This window comes from Pseudomonas sp. LG1E9 (assembly GCF_003290225.1).
GTDB classification, from domain to species: Bacteria; Pseudomonadota; Gammaproteobacteria; order Pseudomonadales; family Pseudomonadaceae; genus Aquipseudomonas; species Aquipseudomonas cyclaminis.
Window position 1 is genome coordinate 3,774,717 of the sequence record NZ_CP029983.1, and the last position, 16,676, is coordinate 3,791,392.

The following is a 16,676-nucleotide window of genomic DNA, read 5'->3' on the forward strand; positions in this document are numbered from 1 at the left end:
AGAAGGCAAGAGGATGGAACCCACGACAATGACTACCACGACAGCCAGAATGGCCAAATTGTTTTCCTTGGCGGCAATCTTTAGCCTGCTAAGCGCCTGCGCTGGCAATGATTCCCCCTCGAATGTGGGGGCGCCCGGTAAACCGACTACGCCATCAACCCGAACCCTGGAAGCCGGTGCAGCCCTGCTCCAATCTCGTCCGCCTGTTGATGCATTGAACGCCTATCTGGACGGTTTTCACTTCTATAACGGCCATCCCGATGTGCAGATGGAAGCGCATCACTACTGCGCGGTTCTCAACGAAGAAGTGATTCAATGCGTGATCTACGACGGCAATCGCAAGGATGCAAAGTTGATGGGCGTGGAATACATCATCAGCGAGCAGTTATTCAGCACACTGCCTGCCCCTGAAAAGGCGCTTTGGCACAGCCACGTGCACGAAGTGAAATCAGGACAATTGGTCGCGCCGGGAATCCCCGAAGTGGCCGAGCACGCCTTGATGGAAAAACTGGTACATACCTACGGTAAGACCTGGCATACCTGGCATACCGATCTCCACAATCGCCTGCCGCTGGGTGCGCCGCAATTGATGATGGGGTTTACCACCGATGGCCAGGCCGACCCTCGGATGGTCGCCGAGCGAGATCAGCGAATGGGTATCGACAGCACCGAAAAGAAGAAGACTCGCGTCGATATAGTTGCCCCGCCCATCGCACCCGGTGCGGACGCATGGCAACAGGGTACCGTTATCCAGATCACCGATCCGACTGTAACGGCCCATCAGCACTGAACGCGCCACTCAGCCATTTGGATTGAACGATCATCTGCCGGCCCTTCTCTATCGCAAGACCAGCGATAGGAGGATGTCATGATGATTGATTCAGCAACCGGAATGAGTCCTGGCATCCGGCTGGCTCACCCGCACCGCCCTGCAACGGCCTCCCATTCAGCGACTTCGTCGGGCAACCTGTTTAGGCCCGCCAACGGTGAGCGCCGAGTTGAAGCCGCATAACTGAATCGGGGGCAGCCGCCCCGTCTAATTGAGGTAAATCAGCATGTCTTACGAGTTCCAAGGTATTGCCACTGTGATTACTGCTTCGCGCCATTTGGGGACACCCTCGGATGAACGCTTTAACAACGGCGTAAACATCCAAATGAGTAGCAGCGGAAAGCCGACGATTGCGCGTTTGGACTTCGACAAGCCACTGGATTGGCCGGGTAATTCGAACTTCGTCGCGGTCAATTTGCCCGATGGCTCCACCGTGAGTGGTGTCATCGTCGATATCGAGCGGCCCACGAATGCGCCCGGGTGGGTCACGTTTACAGTAGACGACTGAGGTCGTGATGAGCGCCCAGGCTCATCCATCGAGTTGTCGGACAATTTTTTGAATCTTATTTGACGTCAAATATCTGTAATTCATGAGCATAGGGAGGTCTCATGAAACAGAACAATCTATTTACCATCGAGTATCAGCTTCACGGTGAACCGAAGTCCTTCATCGTGCGCGCAGCGCAAATGAACAATGCCGAGGCTTGGCATTGGGCCAGTTGCGATGCAGGTGTCGCCGTCATACCCAGATTTGGCCAGCACACCCTCAAGCGAGTCTCTAAACCGATGGCGGAAAAATACGGCATTACCGATGTACGTTGGAGCGGCGCGACACAGGTTCAGTGGTCGGAGGGCCTTACATGATGAACAGCCAGGCACTTGGTTATACGGAAAAACAAGCACGGGAAGATGAGGTCGCGCGAAATAACGAGATGTTTTTCGAAGCCGATCGACTGGACGCGCAAGCGTATAAAATCATTGAGTGCTACAGCGGCGATGCGCAGACGTGGGCGCGCTTCATCGAAGCGAAGAAAGTCGCAGATGCGCAACGCACCGCCGCTTACCAAGAGTGGATGCGCATTCACCGCGCCAAGCGAAAGTAGCTGGCAGCCCTGTCGAAAACAGGGCCGACGCCCGGCCAAGTATCACAGCCCCTGGCTGTGGTTACTTTTGCGAGGGTGGGCCGGAAGGGTAAGTTCAGATGGATTTTGAAAAAACCGGATAACCCTTCAGGCGCGGCAGAACCATTGGTCAGTCTGAATAAACCTTCTGAAGGTGGCGTGCCTCAACCGCAAGGTAAGGTTTATAGGGTTAGCGATTCGAGGCATTCTTTTGCACGCAGGTTTTCCGCTATATTTCACTTTCGGTTCAGCCCTCGCCCTCGCTTAATTTTTCCCCACCACGCTCTTCGCGTGCGCAGTTAACCAAGGTTGGTATTTATGAAGTCTGCCCCCCTGCGGTCCCCTAACGTTCCGCAACGCAAGGATCTGATCCCCAGTGACTTGGATTTTCCGGTGGTTGGGATTGGCGCGTCTGCGGGCGGGCTGCAAGCAGTAAAAACGTTTTTCGAGCATATGCCCAAAGATTGCGGCATGGCGTTCGTGGTGATTCTGCACCTGTCTCCTGATCATCAAAGCGTGGCGGACAAGATTATCCAGGAGTCGACCCGCTTACCGGTATCACAGGTCAACGACACGACGCCCATCGAAAAGAATCAGGTGTATGTCATCTCGCCGGCTCACCATTTGAAGATGAATGATGGCTATTTAGCGGTAACCCCATCAACCCGCGAGGGCGGCTCACACATAGCCATCGACCTGTTTTTTCGCGACTTGGCAGATGCGCATAAAGAGCGGGCGTTTTGCGTGGTCCTTTCAGGGACCGGAGCGGACGGCGCGGTGGGCCTTTCTCGAATCAAGGAGCAAGGCGGGATCACCCTGGTACAGGCCCCGGAAGATGCTGAGTTCGATGGTATGCCGCGGGCTGCCATCGAAACGCAAATGGTCGATCTCGTGCTTCCCGTGGTGGAAATGCCCCAGAAGTTGCTGGAGCTGTGGCGCAATGCTCAATCGATCATCCTGCCCACCGCCAACGATCCCGAAATCAAAACCACCCCGCCCGCATCCGAACGCGATGCAGCCGTGGCCGAGCAGCTGTTGCTGGACATCCTGATTCAGCTACGCGCCAGTACCGGGCACGACTTCAAGCATTACAAGCGCGCCACAGTGTTGCGCCGTATTGAGCGTCGCTTGCAAGTAACCGCCCAGCCGGACCTGGCGGCCTATTACAATTTCCTCCAGGGGCACCCAGACGAAACCAAGGCGCTACTCGGCGATATGCTGATCGGCGTGACCAACTTCTTTCGCGACCGCGAGGCCTTCGAAGCGCTTGAGCGTGACGTGGTACCTAACCTGGTGAAGTCACTCGAAGACAGCGTGCCGCACCGTGAAGAGGTGCGCATCTGGTCGGCCGGCTGTTCCACCGGCGAAGAAGCCTACAGCCTCGCGATGCTGGTGGCCGAGCAACTGGCGCTGGATGCCAGCGGCGCCAAGATGCAGGTATTTGCCACCGATATTGACGAGCGCGCAATCACCCACGGCCGCAACGGCGTGTATCCCGAGGCGATCATCACCGACGTACCGCCGCCGCGGTTGCGCCAGTATTTTGCTAAAGAGAAAAACCAGCACTATCGGGTGCGTAAAGAAATTCGCGAGAAGGTTTTGTTCGCTAAACACAGCCTGCTGGCCGACCCGCCGTTCTCCCAGATCGACCTGATCGTGTGCCGCAATCTGTTGATCTACCTGGACCGTGAAGTGCAGCGCGACATCCTGCAGATGTTCCACTTTGCGCTGCGCCCCGGTGGCTATTTGTTCCTTGGTTCCTCGGAGTCGGCCGACGGCTGCCTGGACCTGTTTGTGCCGGTCGACAAACGAAACCGCATTTTTCGGGTGCGTGCCGGCTCCTCCGCTATGCGCCGCGCCCCGACCATGCCGCGAGGCGGCTACTTGCGCCCGAGCACCGCGTCGATCGCGATTGAAAATAAGGCCCCCAACAAAGTTTCATTCGCGGATATTCATCTGCGGGCCCTGGAAAAAGCCGCACCGCCAAGCGTTATTGTCGACATCCACGCGCAGATCCTGCACATGAGCGAAGGTGCCGGGCGGTTCCTGCGTTATGTGGCGGGTGAGATAACGCATAACCTATTGGCACTGGTTCATCCCGACCTGCGCCTCGACATCCGCACCACACTCTTTCAGGTCCAGCAATCGAACATGCCTGTGACCTCCCGCAAGATCCGCGTTCAGCGCGAGCAGGCGCTCTTCATGGTGGACATTACCGCCCGCCCCTATCGCGATGACGCGACCGAAAGCGACTATGTGCTGGTGATCTTCCAGGAAAGCCCGATCGACCTCCAACAGGCCGACTCCACCGCCGTCAGCCATGCTGAAAACGCCATCATGGGCAACCTGGAGCAGGAGCTGCAACGCACCAAGCTGCACTTGCAGGACACCATCGAACAGTCGGAAGTCTCAAGCGAAGAACTCAAGGCCTCCAACGAAGAAATGCAGGCGGTCAACGAAGAATTGCGCTCGGCCACCGAAGAACTGGAAACCAGCAAGGAAGAGCTGCAGTCGATCAATGAAGAGCTGTTGACCGTCAACTATGAACTTAAAACCAAGGTAGAAGAGACGGACAAGGTCAATGACTACCTGACCAACCTGATCGCCTCCACCGACATCGCCACCGTATTCGTTGACCGCAATATGCGCATCCGGTGGTTCACACCCCGCGCCACCGATATTTTCAGCATGCTCCCGGTGGACACTGGACGCTCGTTGATGGACATCACCCACCGCCTGGATTACCCGCAAATCACCGAAGACGCTACGACGGTGTTTGAGTCGCTGAACATGATCGAGCGGGAAATCAGCGGTAAGGACAACCGCTGGTACATTGCGCGGTTGTTACCCTACCGCTCCAGCGAGGATCACATCGACGGTACGGTGCTGACCTTCATCGATATCACCAAGCGGCGCCAGGCCGAAGAGGAACTGCGCCTGGGCGAAGAGCGCATGCGTCTGGTGGCCGAGAGCACCCATGACTTTGCAATCATCATCCTTGATGACCACGGCGCCATCACCGACTGGAACACGGGTGCAGAACTGATCTTCGGCTACACCAAGGACGAAGTGCTGGGCGCCTATTACGACTTGATTTTTTCACCGGAGGATCGCACCGCCGGCGCACCCGAGAGCGAGCTGCGCGCGGCCCGCGAACATGGTCGCGGTGAAGATGAGCGCTGGCATGTGCGCAAGGATGGCAGTCGGTTCTACTGCAGCGGTGAGGTCACGCAGTTAAAGAGCGACAGCTTGAAGGGCTACGTCAAGATCGCCCGCGACCTGACCGGCCACAAACGCACTCAGGATGAGCAGAGCCAGCGCCTGATGGAAACCCAGACGAAGAGCCATCTCAAGGACGAGTTTTTCGCGGTGATGTCGCACGAACTCAAACATCCACTGAACCTCATCCAACTGAACGCCGAGTTACTGCGTCGCTTGCCCGCTACCAAGGCGGCGGGCCCGGCGATCAAAGCCGTGAATACGATCTGCGAGGCCGTGTCCAGCCAGGCACGGATCATTGACGACCTGCTGGATGTCGCACGGGTGCGTACGGGCAAGCTCAAGCTGAAAAGACAACGGGTTGATCTGATTCGCACGCTGAGGGAGATCCATGGCGTAGTGCTCGCCGACGGGCATCGTCGTCAGGTGACGCTGCAAACGCCTTCGGATCATGGATCCCTGATCGTCGACGTCGACCCGACGCGCATTGAGCAAGTGATCTGGAACCTGGTCAACAACGCGCTGAAATTCACTCCGGAGGGCGGTCAGGTGCAGTTGGTGCTGAGCCGCTCGGAGGGGCGCGCCCAGTTGGACGTGATCGACAGTGGCATCGGCCTGGCAGATGACAGCCTGGAGAAGATCTTTGATCTGTTCGGGCAGGCAGAAAACCAGCATCAGACGCATCAACGCGAGGGCCTTGGCATAGGCTTGTCCTTGGTACGCCAACTGGTGGAGGCTCATGAAGGCTCGGTCAGTGTTCATTCCAGGGGGCTGGGTTTTGGCTGCACCTTCTCGGTATGGCTGCCGCTGTGCGAACAACAGGATCATCTGCCACTTTCTGACGCTGAACAGGACGAGAATGAACGCCTCCATGGCGTCAAGGTGTTGCTGGTGGATGACTCTTGCGAGGTGCTTGAAGTGCTGAATCTGCTGCTGGAGATGGAGGGCGCTCAGGTTAACGCGTTCAATGACCCACAGACCGCGCTGGAAACAGCCCGCGATGCACAGTACGACTTGATCATTTCGGACATTGGCATGCCGAAAATGAATGGCCATGAGCTGATGCGCAAGCTGCGCGCGATAGGTCATCTGCGCCAGGTTCCCGCGATCGCCCTCACCGGTTACGGGGCCGGCAGTGACCAGAAAAAAGCGGCTGAGTCGGGCTTCACCACCCATTTGAGCAAACCGGTCGCCCACGAATCGTTGATTGTTCTGATCGAAAAATTGTGTTGCTTACGTCGCTAGTTGGGACCTTCCCAGTTGGGATAAGAGGATTTTCCCGTTCCGCTCAAGGAGCGGGGCTTCCTCTGCAGCCAGCCGCTGTTTCCTGTCCAGCACCGCCCCACGATCAGTCTCTTTCATACCTGTATATTTGGCATACAGCCTCTAACATTCCGTGATGTAGGTTCGGTAGTCGACCCGTGCAAGAGCTTTCAATTAAAACTACTTTTGCACACTAAGCGAAGCGGCAGCCATTGCTATTAATTTAATATCACTCCCACCCCACTTGGAGTAAAAACTTATACGAAGCGGCGCGAACACCGCGCATCTGTACAAGTTTTCTTCAGCCAAAGACCGTTCATCGTCCTTTTTAAAAAATCCCGAAACATTTCGAAGGCCGCCCTTATCGGAAACTATGTCCGTTGCAATAAACGGGCGTAAGCGAAACCTCAATTACAGTTGGAGTAGCATTATGACGACCAGTAATAAAAACCCAGGTAACTTCGCCAACGATCACGAAAAAGCGTCCGAGGCGGGAAAGAAAGGCGGCCAGGCATCTGGCGGCAACTTTGCCAATGACCGTGAAAAGGCTTCGGAAGCTGGCCGTAAAGGTGGCCAGAATAGCCATGGCGGCGGCCGCAAGTAGTAACAGCGGTCACAAGGGGGCAGCCATGCTGCCCCTTCTCTTAATAGCAGAGGAGAACTAAGCATGGGGGCATCAGCAGACTATCAGCGAAGTGTTTTACCTCACAAGCCGAGCACACAAGTGCGAACTGAACCGAGGGCAAGCCTACGCGCGAACACAATGCCGTGTTACGAACATCGGCGCGTTGTCGAACTGGCTGAAGCAACTGTCGATGCGTCGCAAACACTACCGCTGTACGAAAGGCATTTATAACCTGAGCGACCATCAGTATTTAACTACCTGTAGATCGAGTTGAAAGATATATCACCAACATAACGACGAGATGACTGAGATGACTACCAACGACAAGCAAAATCAAATGAGCGTCAACGAAGCCGGCAAGAAAGGTGGCGAGGCAACTTCGGCTTCACATGACAAAGAGTTCTATCAGGAGATCGGAAGCAAGGGTGGCCAGAACAGCGGCGGCAATTTCAAGAATGATCCCGAGCGCGCCGCCGACGCCGGTAGCAAAGGCGGTCAGAACAGTGGCGGCAACTTTGCCAACGACCGTGAGAAAGCCTCGGAAGCTGGCCGTAAAGGCGGCCAGAACAGCCATGGTGGCGGACGCAACAGTTGATGTGCTTGATGCAGGGGAGCCGTGCTCCCCTGCCCTGATCGACGGGAGACACCATGCCTTTACACGTTATTAACTTTACCGGGCCGGTCACCGCTTCTACCTGCAGCCAACTCATCGAAAAAGCCTCGTTGGCCGTTCAGCAAGAGGCTTCGGGCCTGGTAGTGAACATCGCCACGATGGGCGGCGAATGCAGCTACGGTTTTACCATGTACAACTTCCTGCTGGCGCTGCCGATCGCGGTGCACACCCACAACCTCGGCACCGTGGAGTCGATGGGCAATATCATCTTTCTGGCCGGTGAGCGCAGGACGGCGTGCAAGCACAGCAAGTTTCTATTTCATCCGTTTCACTGGCATGTGCAAGGCGCCGTCGACCATTCGCGTATGTCCGAATACGCCATGAGCCTTGACTACGACTTGCAGTTGTATGCACGCATCGTCGAAGAGCGTACCCAGGATGCAAAGGAAAAACTCGAAACAGAAAAGTACCTGATCGCGGCGCCGCGCATTCTCGACCCGCAACAAGCCATGACAGCCGGCTTGATCCATGGGATCGAACTACCGGTCATCCAGGCAGAGTTTGTAAGCAGCTTCATTCACTCCTAGCGCTTTTAAACTGAAACCCCAATATTGGCGTTTTAACATCAATTAATCGCTTGTTTGAAACTCTTCCTTTTTTTATTGAAATCGTTCAACTCATCATGGATTGTGAGTGAGCTTTTAATTCAGGGAGGAGTCGAACATGTCTGGTCTACACGCGAACGGCCAGTGCGCCCAATGTAAACAGCCCTTGGAGCCGACGACGGACGAACCCTCCTATCTGGTGTCCACAGCCGCCGAGATGCTCTGCCCGCAATGCAGGCAACAGTATCTGGCGGACTTGATGATGGACGCCCTTCAACGCAGCGCCCTCAAGTTATGCATGCTGCAGGAACGTCGAAAAAACAGTAAGGTTTGACTCAAACCAACACCACACTCAAATGAGTTCATTTGTTAAAAGTTGCACTCATTCAGGGGGCGGCGGTACATAGGGCTGTGCAATAAATGGAATACTGCCAGAAGGACGCCACCTGACATTCTCCAGGCCGTAGCGTTCTGCAAGGGGTCTGCTGACCCGCTTGATCTTTTCATGGCGTGACCGAGGAATTATACCGATCCCAGCATCGCAAGATGCCCAATGCCACGCTTCTGCATTATTCATAACCTCTGCTCTTATAATGAAAGATCTCGGCTTATGATGGTATTCGTACTCGATAATATATAAAGAATTTTTCATATGCCCTCCTTCTGATTTTTGTTATTGAAGCAGCGCGAAGGTTCAGATTTTTCCTCTTGATGTGTATTTTTAGTTGCGCCCACTTGCGGCCCTATCGGGATATGACCATTCGTCGGCACCTCAGAAAAAAAACAAAACCGTTTTCGCTTTAACGCTTCTTACTATTGAGCCTGTTCCCTCCAGGCTCTGGTAAAAACTCCTGTCTTGCCCGTACTCCGTACGGGCTTTTTTTCGAGCAGTACATAGGGCCGTAACGCTATTCGGCGAGCCGGTGACAAGTGCGCCGAACTTATATACGCAACGGCGGCTTATTTCGCTGCGTCTGAATGCGCTGCGGTGCGTAACTTGAACTTCACGGCGCCCCGTTAATCGTCCTCGTGCAGGTGCGCGTCGGCGCAAGGCAGCCGTCCCGATTCCCCGCCAGCGATCCGTTCCGCCTGATCAATGCCGCGCTTGAGCGCGTCGTGCATGGTCCATTCGGCGCCCGGCAACTGCCTGGTGCGTTCGATCACGCATTGCCCCGTCGCGGTATAGACGCTGACCAACACTTCGATATCGGCGTCTTCGCGCTCCCGGGCTCTGACTTCGATATGGCAACCGTTTTCCACTTCCTGAGTAAAGCATTCCTCTTCCAATGCCTTTTCTGCCCATGCTTTATAGGTATTACCACGAATAAACATAACTATTCTCCCGGGCCGTTAGTGGGTTGACCCTCAAGTAAGACCTGAATGCCCCAACAGGGATTCCGTATTTTTTACAAGGGAAATTGCATCATGCACCTATAAAACTCTACTGCCGTTTCGCTTGTTAAGCCGTTCGTCAGGCGAAGTAACAAATTGTTAAACCAACCCCGTGACGTCTATTCAAAATATTCGGCAGCGCGGTGAAACACGCACCGTAGAGCAGTAGCGAAAGCCAACAGATTCGGGCAGTGGGTGGGTTTTATCCATTGATGGCGCTGTATTGCCTGGCGTCAGGCACTTGACTGCGCCAGGCACTAACAAACGCAGCGCCAGCGTTTCGCTTAAGTGATTTACGAACACTGTCGCCGGAGTTTCGGCGCCGTCACAACGGACGTTTTCAATACAGGAGCAAGGCATGAAACGAGCGATTGGCTATTGCCTGGCATATCTCGCCAGCGTCTTCTTGTTAAGCGGCTGCAACTTAGTGGTGTTCAACCCCAAGGGGCAGGTTGCAACCGATGAGCGCGACCTGATTATCCTCGCCACCGGCTTGATGCTGTTGGTTGTGGTGCCGGTGATCGTGCTGATGTTCGTATTCGCCTACCGCTACCGCGCCACCAATAAAAAGGCCCGTTACTCACCGCGCTGGGCCAGTTCCCACAAAATCGAAGCGGTGGTGTGGGGCGTGCCGCTGCTGATCATCATCGCCTTGGGCTGGGTGACCTGGAAAACCACCCACGCCCTCGACCCCTATCGCCCGCTCGACTCGGACACGCCACCGATCAACGTCCAGGTGGTGGCCACCGACTGGAAGTGGCTGTTCATCTACCCAGACCTGGGCATCGCCAGCGTCAACGAACTGGCCTTGCCAGTGCACACGCCGGTGAGTTTCACCATCACTTCCGATGCGGCCATGACGTCGTTCTTCATACCGGCGCTGGGTGGTCAGATTTACGCCATGGCAGGCATGCAGACCAAGTTGCACCTGATCGCCAACGAGACCGGCGAGTTCAAAGGGATCGCCGCCAACTACAACGGCCCCGGTTTTTCCGACATGCATTTCACCACGCTGTCATTAAGCACCACCGACTTCCAGGCCTGGGTGAACAAGGTCAAGGGCGCCTCCACAACCCTTGACCAAACGAGCTATGCGCACTTGGCCAAGCCCACCATCAAGCACCCGGTGACCTATTACTCGGCAGTGCAGGAGCGGCTGTTCCTGGACATCGTCGATAAATACGAAGGCATGAACAAGGCCAATAAAACCAGGCGAGCGCCATTGAGCGGCACTGGAGAGCGCGTCGATCAACGCACCCGTTTACTGGCCGAGGAGCAATAGCAATGTTCGGAAAACTCTCATGGGATGCGATTCCAACCACTGAACCGATTGTGATGTATACGCTGGCCTTCATCGGGCTGATCGGCGCGGCGATAGTGGGCACCATTACCTGGAAGCACAAATGGGGCTATTTGTGGCGCGAGTGGTTCACATCGGTGGACCACAAAAAGATCGGCTGTATGTACATCATCGTCGCGCTGGTGATGCTGCTACGCGGTTTTTCCGACGCGATCATGATGCGCACCCAGCAAGCCATGGCCGCCAGTGGCGGGCCGGGTTATCTGCCGCCGGAACACTACGACCAAATCTTCACCGCCCATGGCGTGATCATGATTTTCTTCGTGGCCATGCCCTTCGTGGTCGGCTTGATGAACGTTGTGGTGCCGTTGCAGATCGGCGCACGCGACGTGGCCTACCCGTTTCTCAACGCGCTGAGCTTCTGGCTGTTCGTAGCCGGTGCCGCGCTGGTCAACGTCTCACTGGGGATCGGTGAGTTCGCACGAACCGGTTGGGTCGCCTATCCGCCGTTATCCGGGTTGGCCTACAGCCCCGGGGTCGGGGTGGACTACTACATCTGGTCATTGCAGATATCCGGCATCGGCACGTTACTGACGGGGCTGAATTTCTTCGTCACGATCTTGAAGATGCGTACCGAAGGCATGACGTTGTTCAAAATGCCGGTGTTCACCTGGAATGCGCTGTGCACCTCGGTGCTGATCCTGGCGTCGTTTCCGATTCTTACTGCCACCCTGCTGATGCTGTCGCTGGACCGTTACCTGGGCATGCATTTCTTCACCAACGAAGCCGGCGGCAACCCGATGATGTACGTCAACTTGATCTGGGCCTGGGGGCATCCGGAGGTGTACATCCTGATCCTGCCGGCGTTCGGGGTGTTTTCCGAGATTGCCGCGACCTTCAGCAGTAAGCGGCTGTTCGGTTACGTGTCGCTGGTATGGGCGACGATTGCGATTACCGTGTTGTCGTTCATCGTGTGGCTGCACCACTTTTTCACCATGGGCGCAGGGGGTAACGTCAACGCGTTCTTCGGCATCATGACCATGATTATCGCGGTGCCGACCGGGGTGAAAATCTTCACCTGGCTGTTCACCATGTACCGTGGCCGGGTGCGCTTCGAGACCCCCATGCTGTGGACACTGGGCTTTATCGTGACCTTCAGCATCGGCGGGATGACCGGGGTATTGCTGGCAGTACCGGGCGCCGACTTTATGCTGCACAACAGCCTGTTCCTGATCGCGCATTTTCACAACGTGATCATCGGCGGCGCGGTGTTCGGCTACATGGCCGGCCTGACCTACTGGTTCCCCAAGGCCTTTGGCTTCCGCTTGAACGACAAGCTGGGCCGCATCGCCTTCTGGTGCTGGCTGATCGGCTTTTATTTCGCGTTCATGCCGTCGTACGTACTGGGCTTCATGGGCATGACCCGCCGACTCAACCACTTCGATAATCCGGAATGGCGGCCTTGGCTGCTGCTGGAACTGCTGGGCGTGGCAATCATCCTCTGCGGCGTGGCCGCCCAGGCACTGCAACTGTTCGTCAGCATCCGCAACCGCCACCAATACCGCGACCTCACTGGCGACCCGTGGGACGGGCGCACCCTGGAGTGGGCCACCGCCTCTCCGCCACCGCTGTACAACTTCGCCGAGCAACCCAAGGTCAATGACCTGGACGCTTATTGGGGCATGAAGGAGCGCGGCGTGAGCACCCTCAGCCATACCGATTACCGAAGCATCCACATGCCGCGCAACACCGCCTCGGGCCTGGTGATCAGCCTGTTTGCGCTGATCTGCAGCTTCGCCCTGGTCTGGCACATCTGGTGGCTGGCGGCGTTCGGGCTGGTGGCTTCGGTGGTCGCGTTCGTGGTGCGCAGCTACGACGAAGACACCGATTACTTCGTGCCCGCGCAAGAGGTGGCACGCATCGAAACGGCACGTCTCAAAGACCTGGCAGAGGCTTGATCCATGTCCAATATCGTGATTGAAAAAGACGTCGCTCATATTCAGGAACACGGACATGAAGACGCGGGTTCGCTGAGCGTCTTCGGGTTCTGGATCTACCTGATGACCGACTGCATCCTGTTCGCGAGCTTGTTCGCCGGCTATGCGGTGTTGCGCGACAGCGTGGCCGGCGGTCCTTCGAGCGTGGATATTTTCGAACTGCCCTATGTGCTCGCTGAAACCATGCTGCTGCTGTTGAGCAGCATCACCTACGGCTACGCGATGCTCGCGATGAACCGTGGCCAGCAAAGCCAGGTGCTGCGTTGGCTGGGACTCACGTTCGTGCTCGGCGCCGGCTTCATCGCCATGGAAATCAACGAGTTCCACCATCTGATCGCAGAAGGCTACGGACCGGACCGCAGCGCGTTTCTGACCGCGTTTTTCACCCTCGTCGGCACCCACGGCGCGCACGTGGTGACGGGGTTGATCTGGATGGCTGTGCTGATGGTGCAGATTCGCCAGAAAGGCCTGACCAACACCACCGCCACCCGGCTCAGTTGCCTGAGCCTGTTCTGGCACTTCCTGGATGTGGTGTGGATCTGCGTTTTTACCGTGGTCTATTTGTTGGGGGTGGTGTGACATGTACAAACAAAGTCCGATTCACAGCAGCGCCGGTACCAGCCATGGCAGTAGCCGTTCCTACTTGGTCGGGTTCCTGCTGTCGGTGCTGCTGACCCTGATCCCTTTCGCCTTGGTGATGTTCCCTTCGCTTCCGCGCACCATCACCGCCTGGCTGGTGGTGGCGCTGGGGGTTATCCAGATCGTGGTCCACCTCAAATTCTTCCTGCATCTGGATACGGCCGAGGAACAACGCTGGAACCTGATTGCACTGATTTTTTCGGCGGTCATCATTCTTTTGCTGGTAGGGCTCTCGCTATGGATCATGGGCAGTATTCACCACAACATGCTGGCGCATTAAGGTGTACACCCTGGCCTTCTGCGTCGGCACCCTGCTGCTGGGAGTGGTGGCCCAGATGGGCATACCGTATTTCGCCGTGATCAGCGCCTTGGGCGGTTACTGGCTGGCGCTCGCCAACAGCGGAATGCGCCGTGTCGATCCAACGCGCTGGGCGCGCTCGATCTTCGGCTTCTCGATTCTGTTGGTGATGGCCCTCAACCTGATGCTGGCGCTGTCCACGCTGTGTCGAGCAAGCTGCGAATCTTCCTGGGCAAATCAGCGGGCTGGTAGGGTTTGGCAATCAGCTCGAATTCATGCACCTGTATATCCGCGCGCTCCAACGAGTCTTTCGCATAGCCCGTCGTAAGCAGCACCCTGGTGTGCGGATACAGGCGCGCTATCTCGCGCGCGAGCTCCGCGCCATTCATCTGGCCGGGCATGATCAAGTCACTGAACACCAGGTCATAGGTCGTGCCGGCGAGCCGGTCCAGCGCCTCGGCGGCAGTGTGCGCAATGTCGGTGCGATAACCGTAGTCAGACAGAACCTCCTGCGCGAGCTCGGCCACTTCGGGCCGGTCCTCCACGATCAAGATGCGCTCGTCGCCTTGAAGCGAGGTGGCCGCAGGCGTTTGCTCGACCCAGAGTTGGCTGTCGTTCGCCGGAAAATACAGGCATACCGTCGTGCCAACGCCTGGGTAGGAATGGATGCGCGCAGTACCGCCCGATTGCTTGACGAAGCCATACACCATCGACAACCCCAGCCCCGAGCCCTTGCCCTCTTCCTTGGTGGTGAAGAACGGCTGCATGATTTTCTCCTGGACTCTCTCATCAATGCCATTGCCGTTATCGCTGATCGAGAGGCCCACGTAGCGGCCTTCAGCCAGCCCGTCGCGTTGCGCATTGGCATCGCCCGGAACCTGAACGTTGCGCGTCTTGACCGTCACGGTCGGCGCGGCATGTCCTTCGAGCGCATCCTGGGCGTTGGATAACAAATGCTGCACGGCCAGCTCCGCCTGCGCAGGGTCAATACGGCAGTTCCACAGGTCCTCAGCCAGATCCACCTGCAGTTGGACATCCTGCAGTGCCTGCGCCAGGAAATCGGTGCGGCTCAGCAAGGTGTTCAGGTTGATCACGCGACTGTCGAGCCGTTGCTTGCGCGAGAACGCGAGTAGTTGTTGGGTCAGGGTTTGAGCTTTTTCGGCGGCGGCCCTGGCGCGGCTGGCGCTGTTGAAGATGCGCTGCGGGTCGGTGCCGGGGCGCTTGGCGCTCTGCTGGATCAGTTCGAGATAACCGACCATCACCTGCAGCAGGTTATTGAAGTCATGGGCGATGCCGCCGGTCAGTTGCCCCAGGGCCTCCAGGTCCTGGACGCGGCGCACGCGCAGTTCAGCGTCGTGGCGCCGGCTCACGTCCAATTGGGAGGCAAAAAAGTACACCAATTGGCCGCTTTCGTTGAACAACGGCGAAATGAACAGTTCATTCCAGAACGTCGAACCGTCCTTGCGGTAGTTGAGTACTTCCACACACACCTCATGGCGGCATGTCATCGCTTGCTGCACTTGCCGCAGCGCACGTTTATCGGTTTCAGGTCCTTGCAGGAGCCTGCAATTGCGCCCGATGACTTCATCCTGTTCATACCCCGTCAGCCTCAGGAACGCCTGATTGGCGAAGATGATCGGGTTGTCGGGTTGGGCCGGGTCGCAAACGATCATCGCGCTTTGGCTGGTTTCCATGGCCGCGAAAAACAGGTCTTTGCGGCTGGAAGAGAGCCGAGCCGGGTCGACACGGTCGACCACGGGCTTTTTCTTGCTTGCCAAGGTTCACCTCCAGTTACGTGGCGCGTGTTCCATGGACCGTGAAAACGTCGCACAGTGCCACCCTGCACTGAATTGGCGCCCGCCGCCGCCGGTCGGGCGCCGCCCAACGTCAAATCTCGCGTTTAGATTGCATTCCCGAGCCCAGGTCAGCACCGGTAACGGGGTCGCTCGTCGCGTCCGAGGCCGTGCGGATCTTCATCGCGCTCAACGTCGCTTCGTCATCGGCATCCAGTTGCACAGTGGCCAAGCCATCACCACCATCGACCGCCGGTTGCGGGTTCTCCACGAACTCCCACCCTTCGCCCTGGTTCCACGGGCCACGCAGACTTTGCGCGCCTTGGGACATGTTGTAATAAACCTGCGTGAATTCCGGCATGCCCGGCAGCTTGCCTTGAGGGAAGTTCGGCTGGATCGAATGCAGCGCCTTTTCAAAAGACAGTTGATGCGCGATTTCCCGCGTCATCAAAAAGCCCAGCGCCTCTTTTACGCCCGGATCATCCGTGACGTTCATCAACCGCTCGTAGACGATTTTGGCGCGGGCTTCGGCGGCGATATTGGAGCGCATGTCCGCGGTGGGCTCACCGATGGTGTCGATATAGGCCGCTGTCCAGGGCACGCCGGCAGAGTTGGTCAATGGCGCACCGGCACCGTACAGCAGGCTGGTGATGTGAGAGTCATTGCCGGCACCGTTGAGGGAACGATACAACTCGCCCTCCTCTTCCACGCCTTCGGCCAGGCGCCCCTTGGCGCCCTTGTTGAGCATCACGATGATGGACCCGACGATCTCCAGATGGCTGAGCTCTTCGGTGGCGATGTCCATCAGCAGATCCTTGCGGCCCGGATCGTCTTCAGCCAAGGCCTGGGTGAAGTAGCGGGACGCTGCCGCGAGCTCCCCTTGAGCGCCGCCAAACTGTTCCAGCAGCAGGTTGGCCAGACCTGGATTAGGCTCGGCGACACGGACTGTGTATTGAAGTCGCTTGTTATGTAGAAACATGAA

General features: G+C 57.0%; 17 protein-coding genes. 13 read left to right on the forward strand and 4 right to left on the reverse strand.

All coding sequences use genetic code 11. The annotated features are described in order from the left end of the window. Positions 1 to 28: 28 nt before the first annotated feature. From DNK50_RS17285 to DNK50_RS17325, 9 genes are all read left to right on the forward strand, one after another. A complete protein-coding gene (locus tag DNK50_RS17285; protein WP_112195369.1) occupies positions 29 to 790 on the forward strand; it encodes an OBAP family protein in 762 nt (253 codons plus the stop codon). 265 nt (positions 791 to 1,055) lie between these two features. Further along, entirely contained in the window at positions 1,056 to 1,337 is a 282-nt protein-coding gene (locus DNK50_RS17290) for a hypothetical protein (RefSeq protein ID WP_112195371.1), read from the forward strand. A 101-nt stretch (positions 1,338 to 1,438) separates the two neighbouring features. Next, positions 1,439 to 1,693, forward strand: coding sequence for a DUF6555 family protein (locus DNK50_RS17295; protein WP_099583086.1), 255 nt, complete (start codon positions 1,439 to 1,441; stop codon positions 1,691 to 1,693). Then, positions 1,693 to 1,932, forward strand: coding sequence for a hypothetical protein (locus DNK50_RS17300; RefSeq protein ID WP_099583170.1), 240 nt, complete (start codon positions 1,693 to 1,695; stop codon positions 1,930 to 1,932). The genes DNK50_RS17295 and DNK50_RS17300 overlap by 1 nt, the downstream gene beginning before the upstream one ends. Before the next feature lie 336 nt (positions 1,933 to 2,268). Beyond that, entirely contained in the window at positions 2,269 to 6,414 is a 4,146-nt protein-coding gene (locus tag DNK50_RS17305; RefSeq protein ID WP_112195373.1) for a CheR family methyltransferase, read from the forward strand. Between the two features lie 448 nt (positions 6,415 to 6,862). Continuing rightward, positions 6,863 to 7,036, forward strand: coding sequence for a general stress protein (locus DNK50_RS17310; RefSeq protein ID WP_027616405.1), 174 nt, complete (start codon positions 6,863 to 6,865; stop codon positions 7,034 to 7,036). Between the two features lie 331 nt (positions 7,037 to 7,367). Further along, entirely contained in the window at positions 7,368 to 7,652 is a 285-nt protein-coding gene (locus DNK50_RS17315) for a general stress protein (RefSeq protein ID WP_099583089.1), read from the forward strand. 53 nt (positions 7,653 to 7,705) lie between these two features. Continuing rightward, a complete protein-coding gene (locus DNK50_RS17320) occupies positions 7,706 to 8,257 on the forward strand; it encodes an ATP-dependent Clp protease proteolytic subunit (protein ID WP_099583091.1) in 552 nt (183 codons plus the stop codon). A gap of 136 nt (positions 8,258 to 8,393) precedes the next feature. Further along, positions 8,394 to 8,609: a hypothetical protein gene (locus DNK50_RS17325; RefSeq protein ID WP_099583093.1), complete on the forward strand. Its 216-nt coding sequence runs from the start codon at positions 8,394 to 8,396 to the stop codon at positions 8,607 to 8,609. Positions 8,610 to 8,657: 48 nt separating this feature from the next. Here DNK50_RS17325 and DNK50_RS17330 read toward each other — a convergent pair whose 3' ends face one another. Next, complete coding sequence (locus DNK50_RS17330; RefSeq protein ID WP_099583095.1) at positions 8,658 to 8,927, reverse strand: DUF6555 family protein; 270 nt, start codon at positions 8,925 to 8,927, stop codon at positions 8,658 to 8,660. Positions 8,928 to 9,292: 365 nt separating this feature from the next. Further along, on the reverse strand, positions 9,293 to 9,607 hold the full coding sequence (locus DNK50_RS17335; RefSeq protein ID WP_112195375.1) for a hypothetical protein: 315 nt from the start codon (positions 9,605 to 9,607) through the stop codon (positions 9,293 to 9,295). Between the two features lie 418 nt (positions 9,608 to 10,025). Between DNK50_RS17335 and cyoA the strand changes: the two genes are divergently transcribed. Genes cyoA through cyoD form a run of 4 tightly spaced genes read left to right on the forward strand, consistent with a single transcriptional unit; the run spans position 10,026 to position 13,883 of the window. Beyond that, positions 10,026 to 10,949, forward strand: coding sequence for a ubiquinol oxidase subunit II (cyoA, locus tag DNK50_RS17340; protein WP_112195378.1), 924 nt, complete (start codon positions 10,026 to 10,028; stop codon positions 10,947 to 10,949). Positions 10,950 to 10,951: 2 nt separating this feature from the next. After that, positions 10,952 to 12,925 (forward strand): cytochrome o ubiquinol oxidase subunit I, encoded by a 1,974-nt coding sequence (gene cyoB / locus DNK50_RS17345; protein ID WP_112195380.1) that lies wholly within the window; start codon positions 10,952 to 10,954, stop codon positions 12,923 to 12,925. Positions 12,926 to 12,928: 3 nt separating this feature from the next. Continuing rightward, positions 12,929 to 13,543, forward strand: coding sequence for a cytochrome o ubiquinol oxidase subunit III (locus DNK50_RS17350; RefSeq protein WP_099583101.1), 615 nt, complete (start codon positions 12,929 to 12,931; stop codon positions 13,541 to 13,543). A 1-nt stretch (position 13,544) separates the two neighbouring features. Further along, positions 13,545 to 13,883: a cytochrome o ubiquinol oxidase subunit IV gene (gene cyoD, locus DNK50_RS17355; RefSeq protein ID WP_112195382.1), complete on the forward strand. Its 339-nt coding sequence runs from the start codon at positions 13,545 to 13,547 to the stop codon at positions 13,881 to 13,883. Between the two features lie 194 nt (positions 13,884 to 14,077). On the opposite strand, the gene DNK50_RS17360 is transcribed toward cyoD, so the two are convergent. Further along, the gene (locus DNK50_RS17360; RefSeq protein WP_177411539.1) at positions 14,078 to 15,679 is read right to left on the reverse strand and encodes a histidine kinase famiy protein; all 1,602 of its coding nucleotides are present in this window, start codon (positions 15,677 to 15,679) and stop codon (positions 14,078 to 14,080) included. Between the two features lie 109 nt (positions 15,680 to 15,788). After that, entirely contained in the window at positions 15,789 to 16,673 is an 885-nt protein-coding gene (locus tag DNK50_RS17365) for a manganese catalase family protein (protein WP_112195384.1), read from the reverse strand. Positions 16,674 to 16,676: the final 3 nt, after the last annotated feature.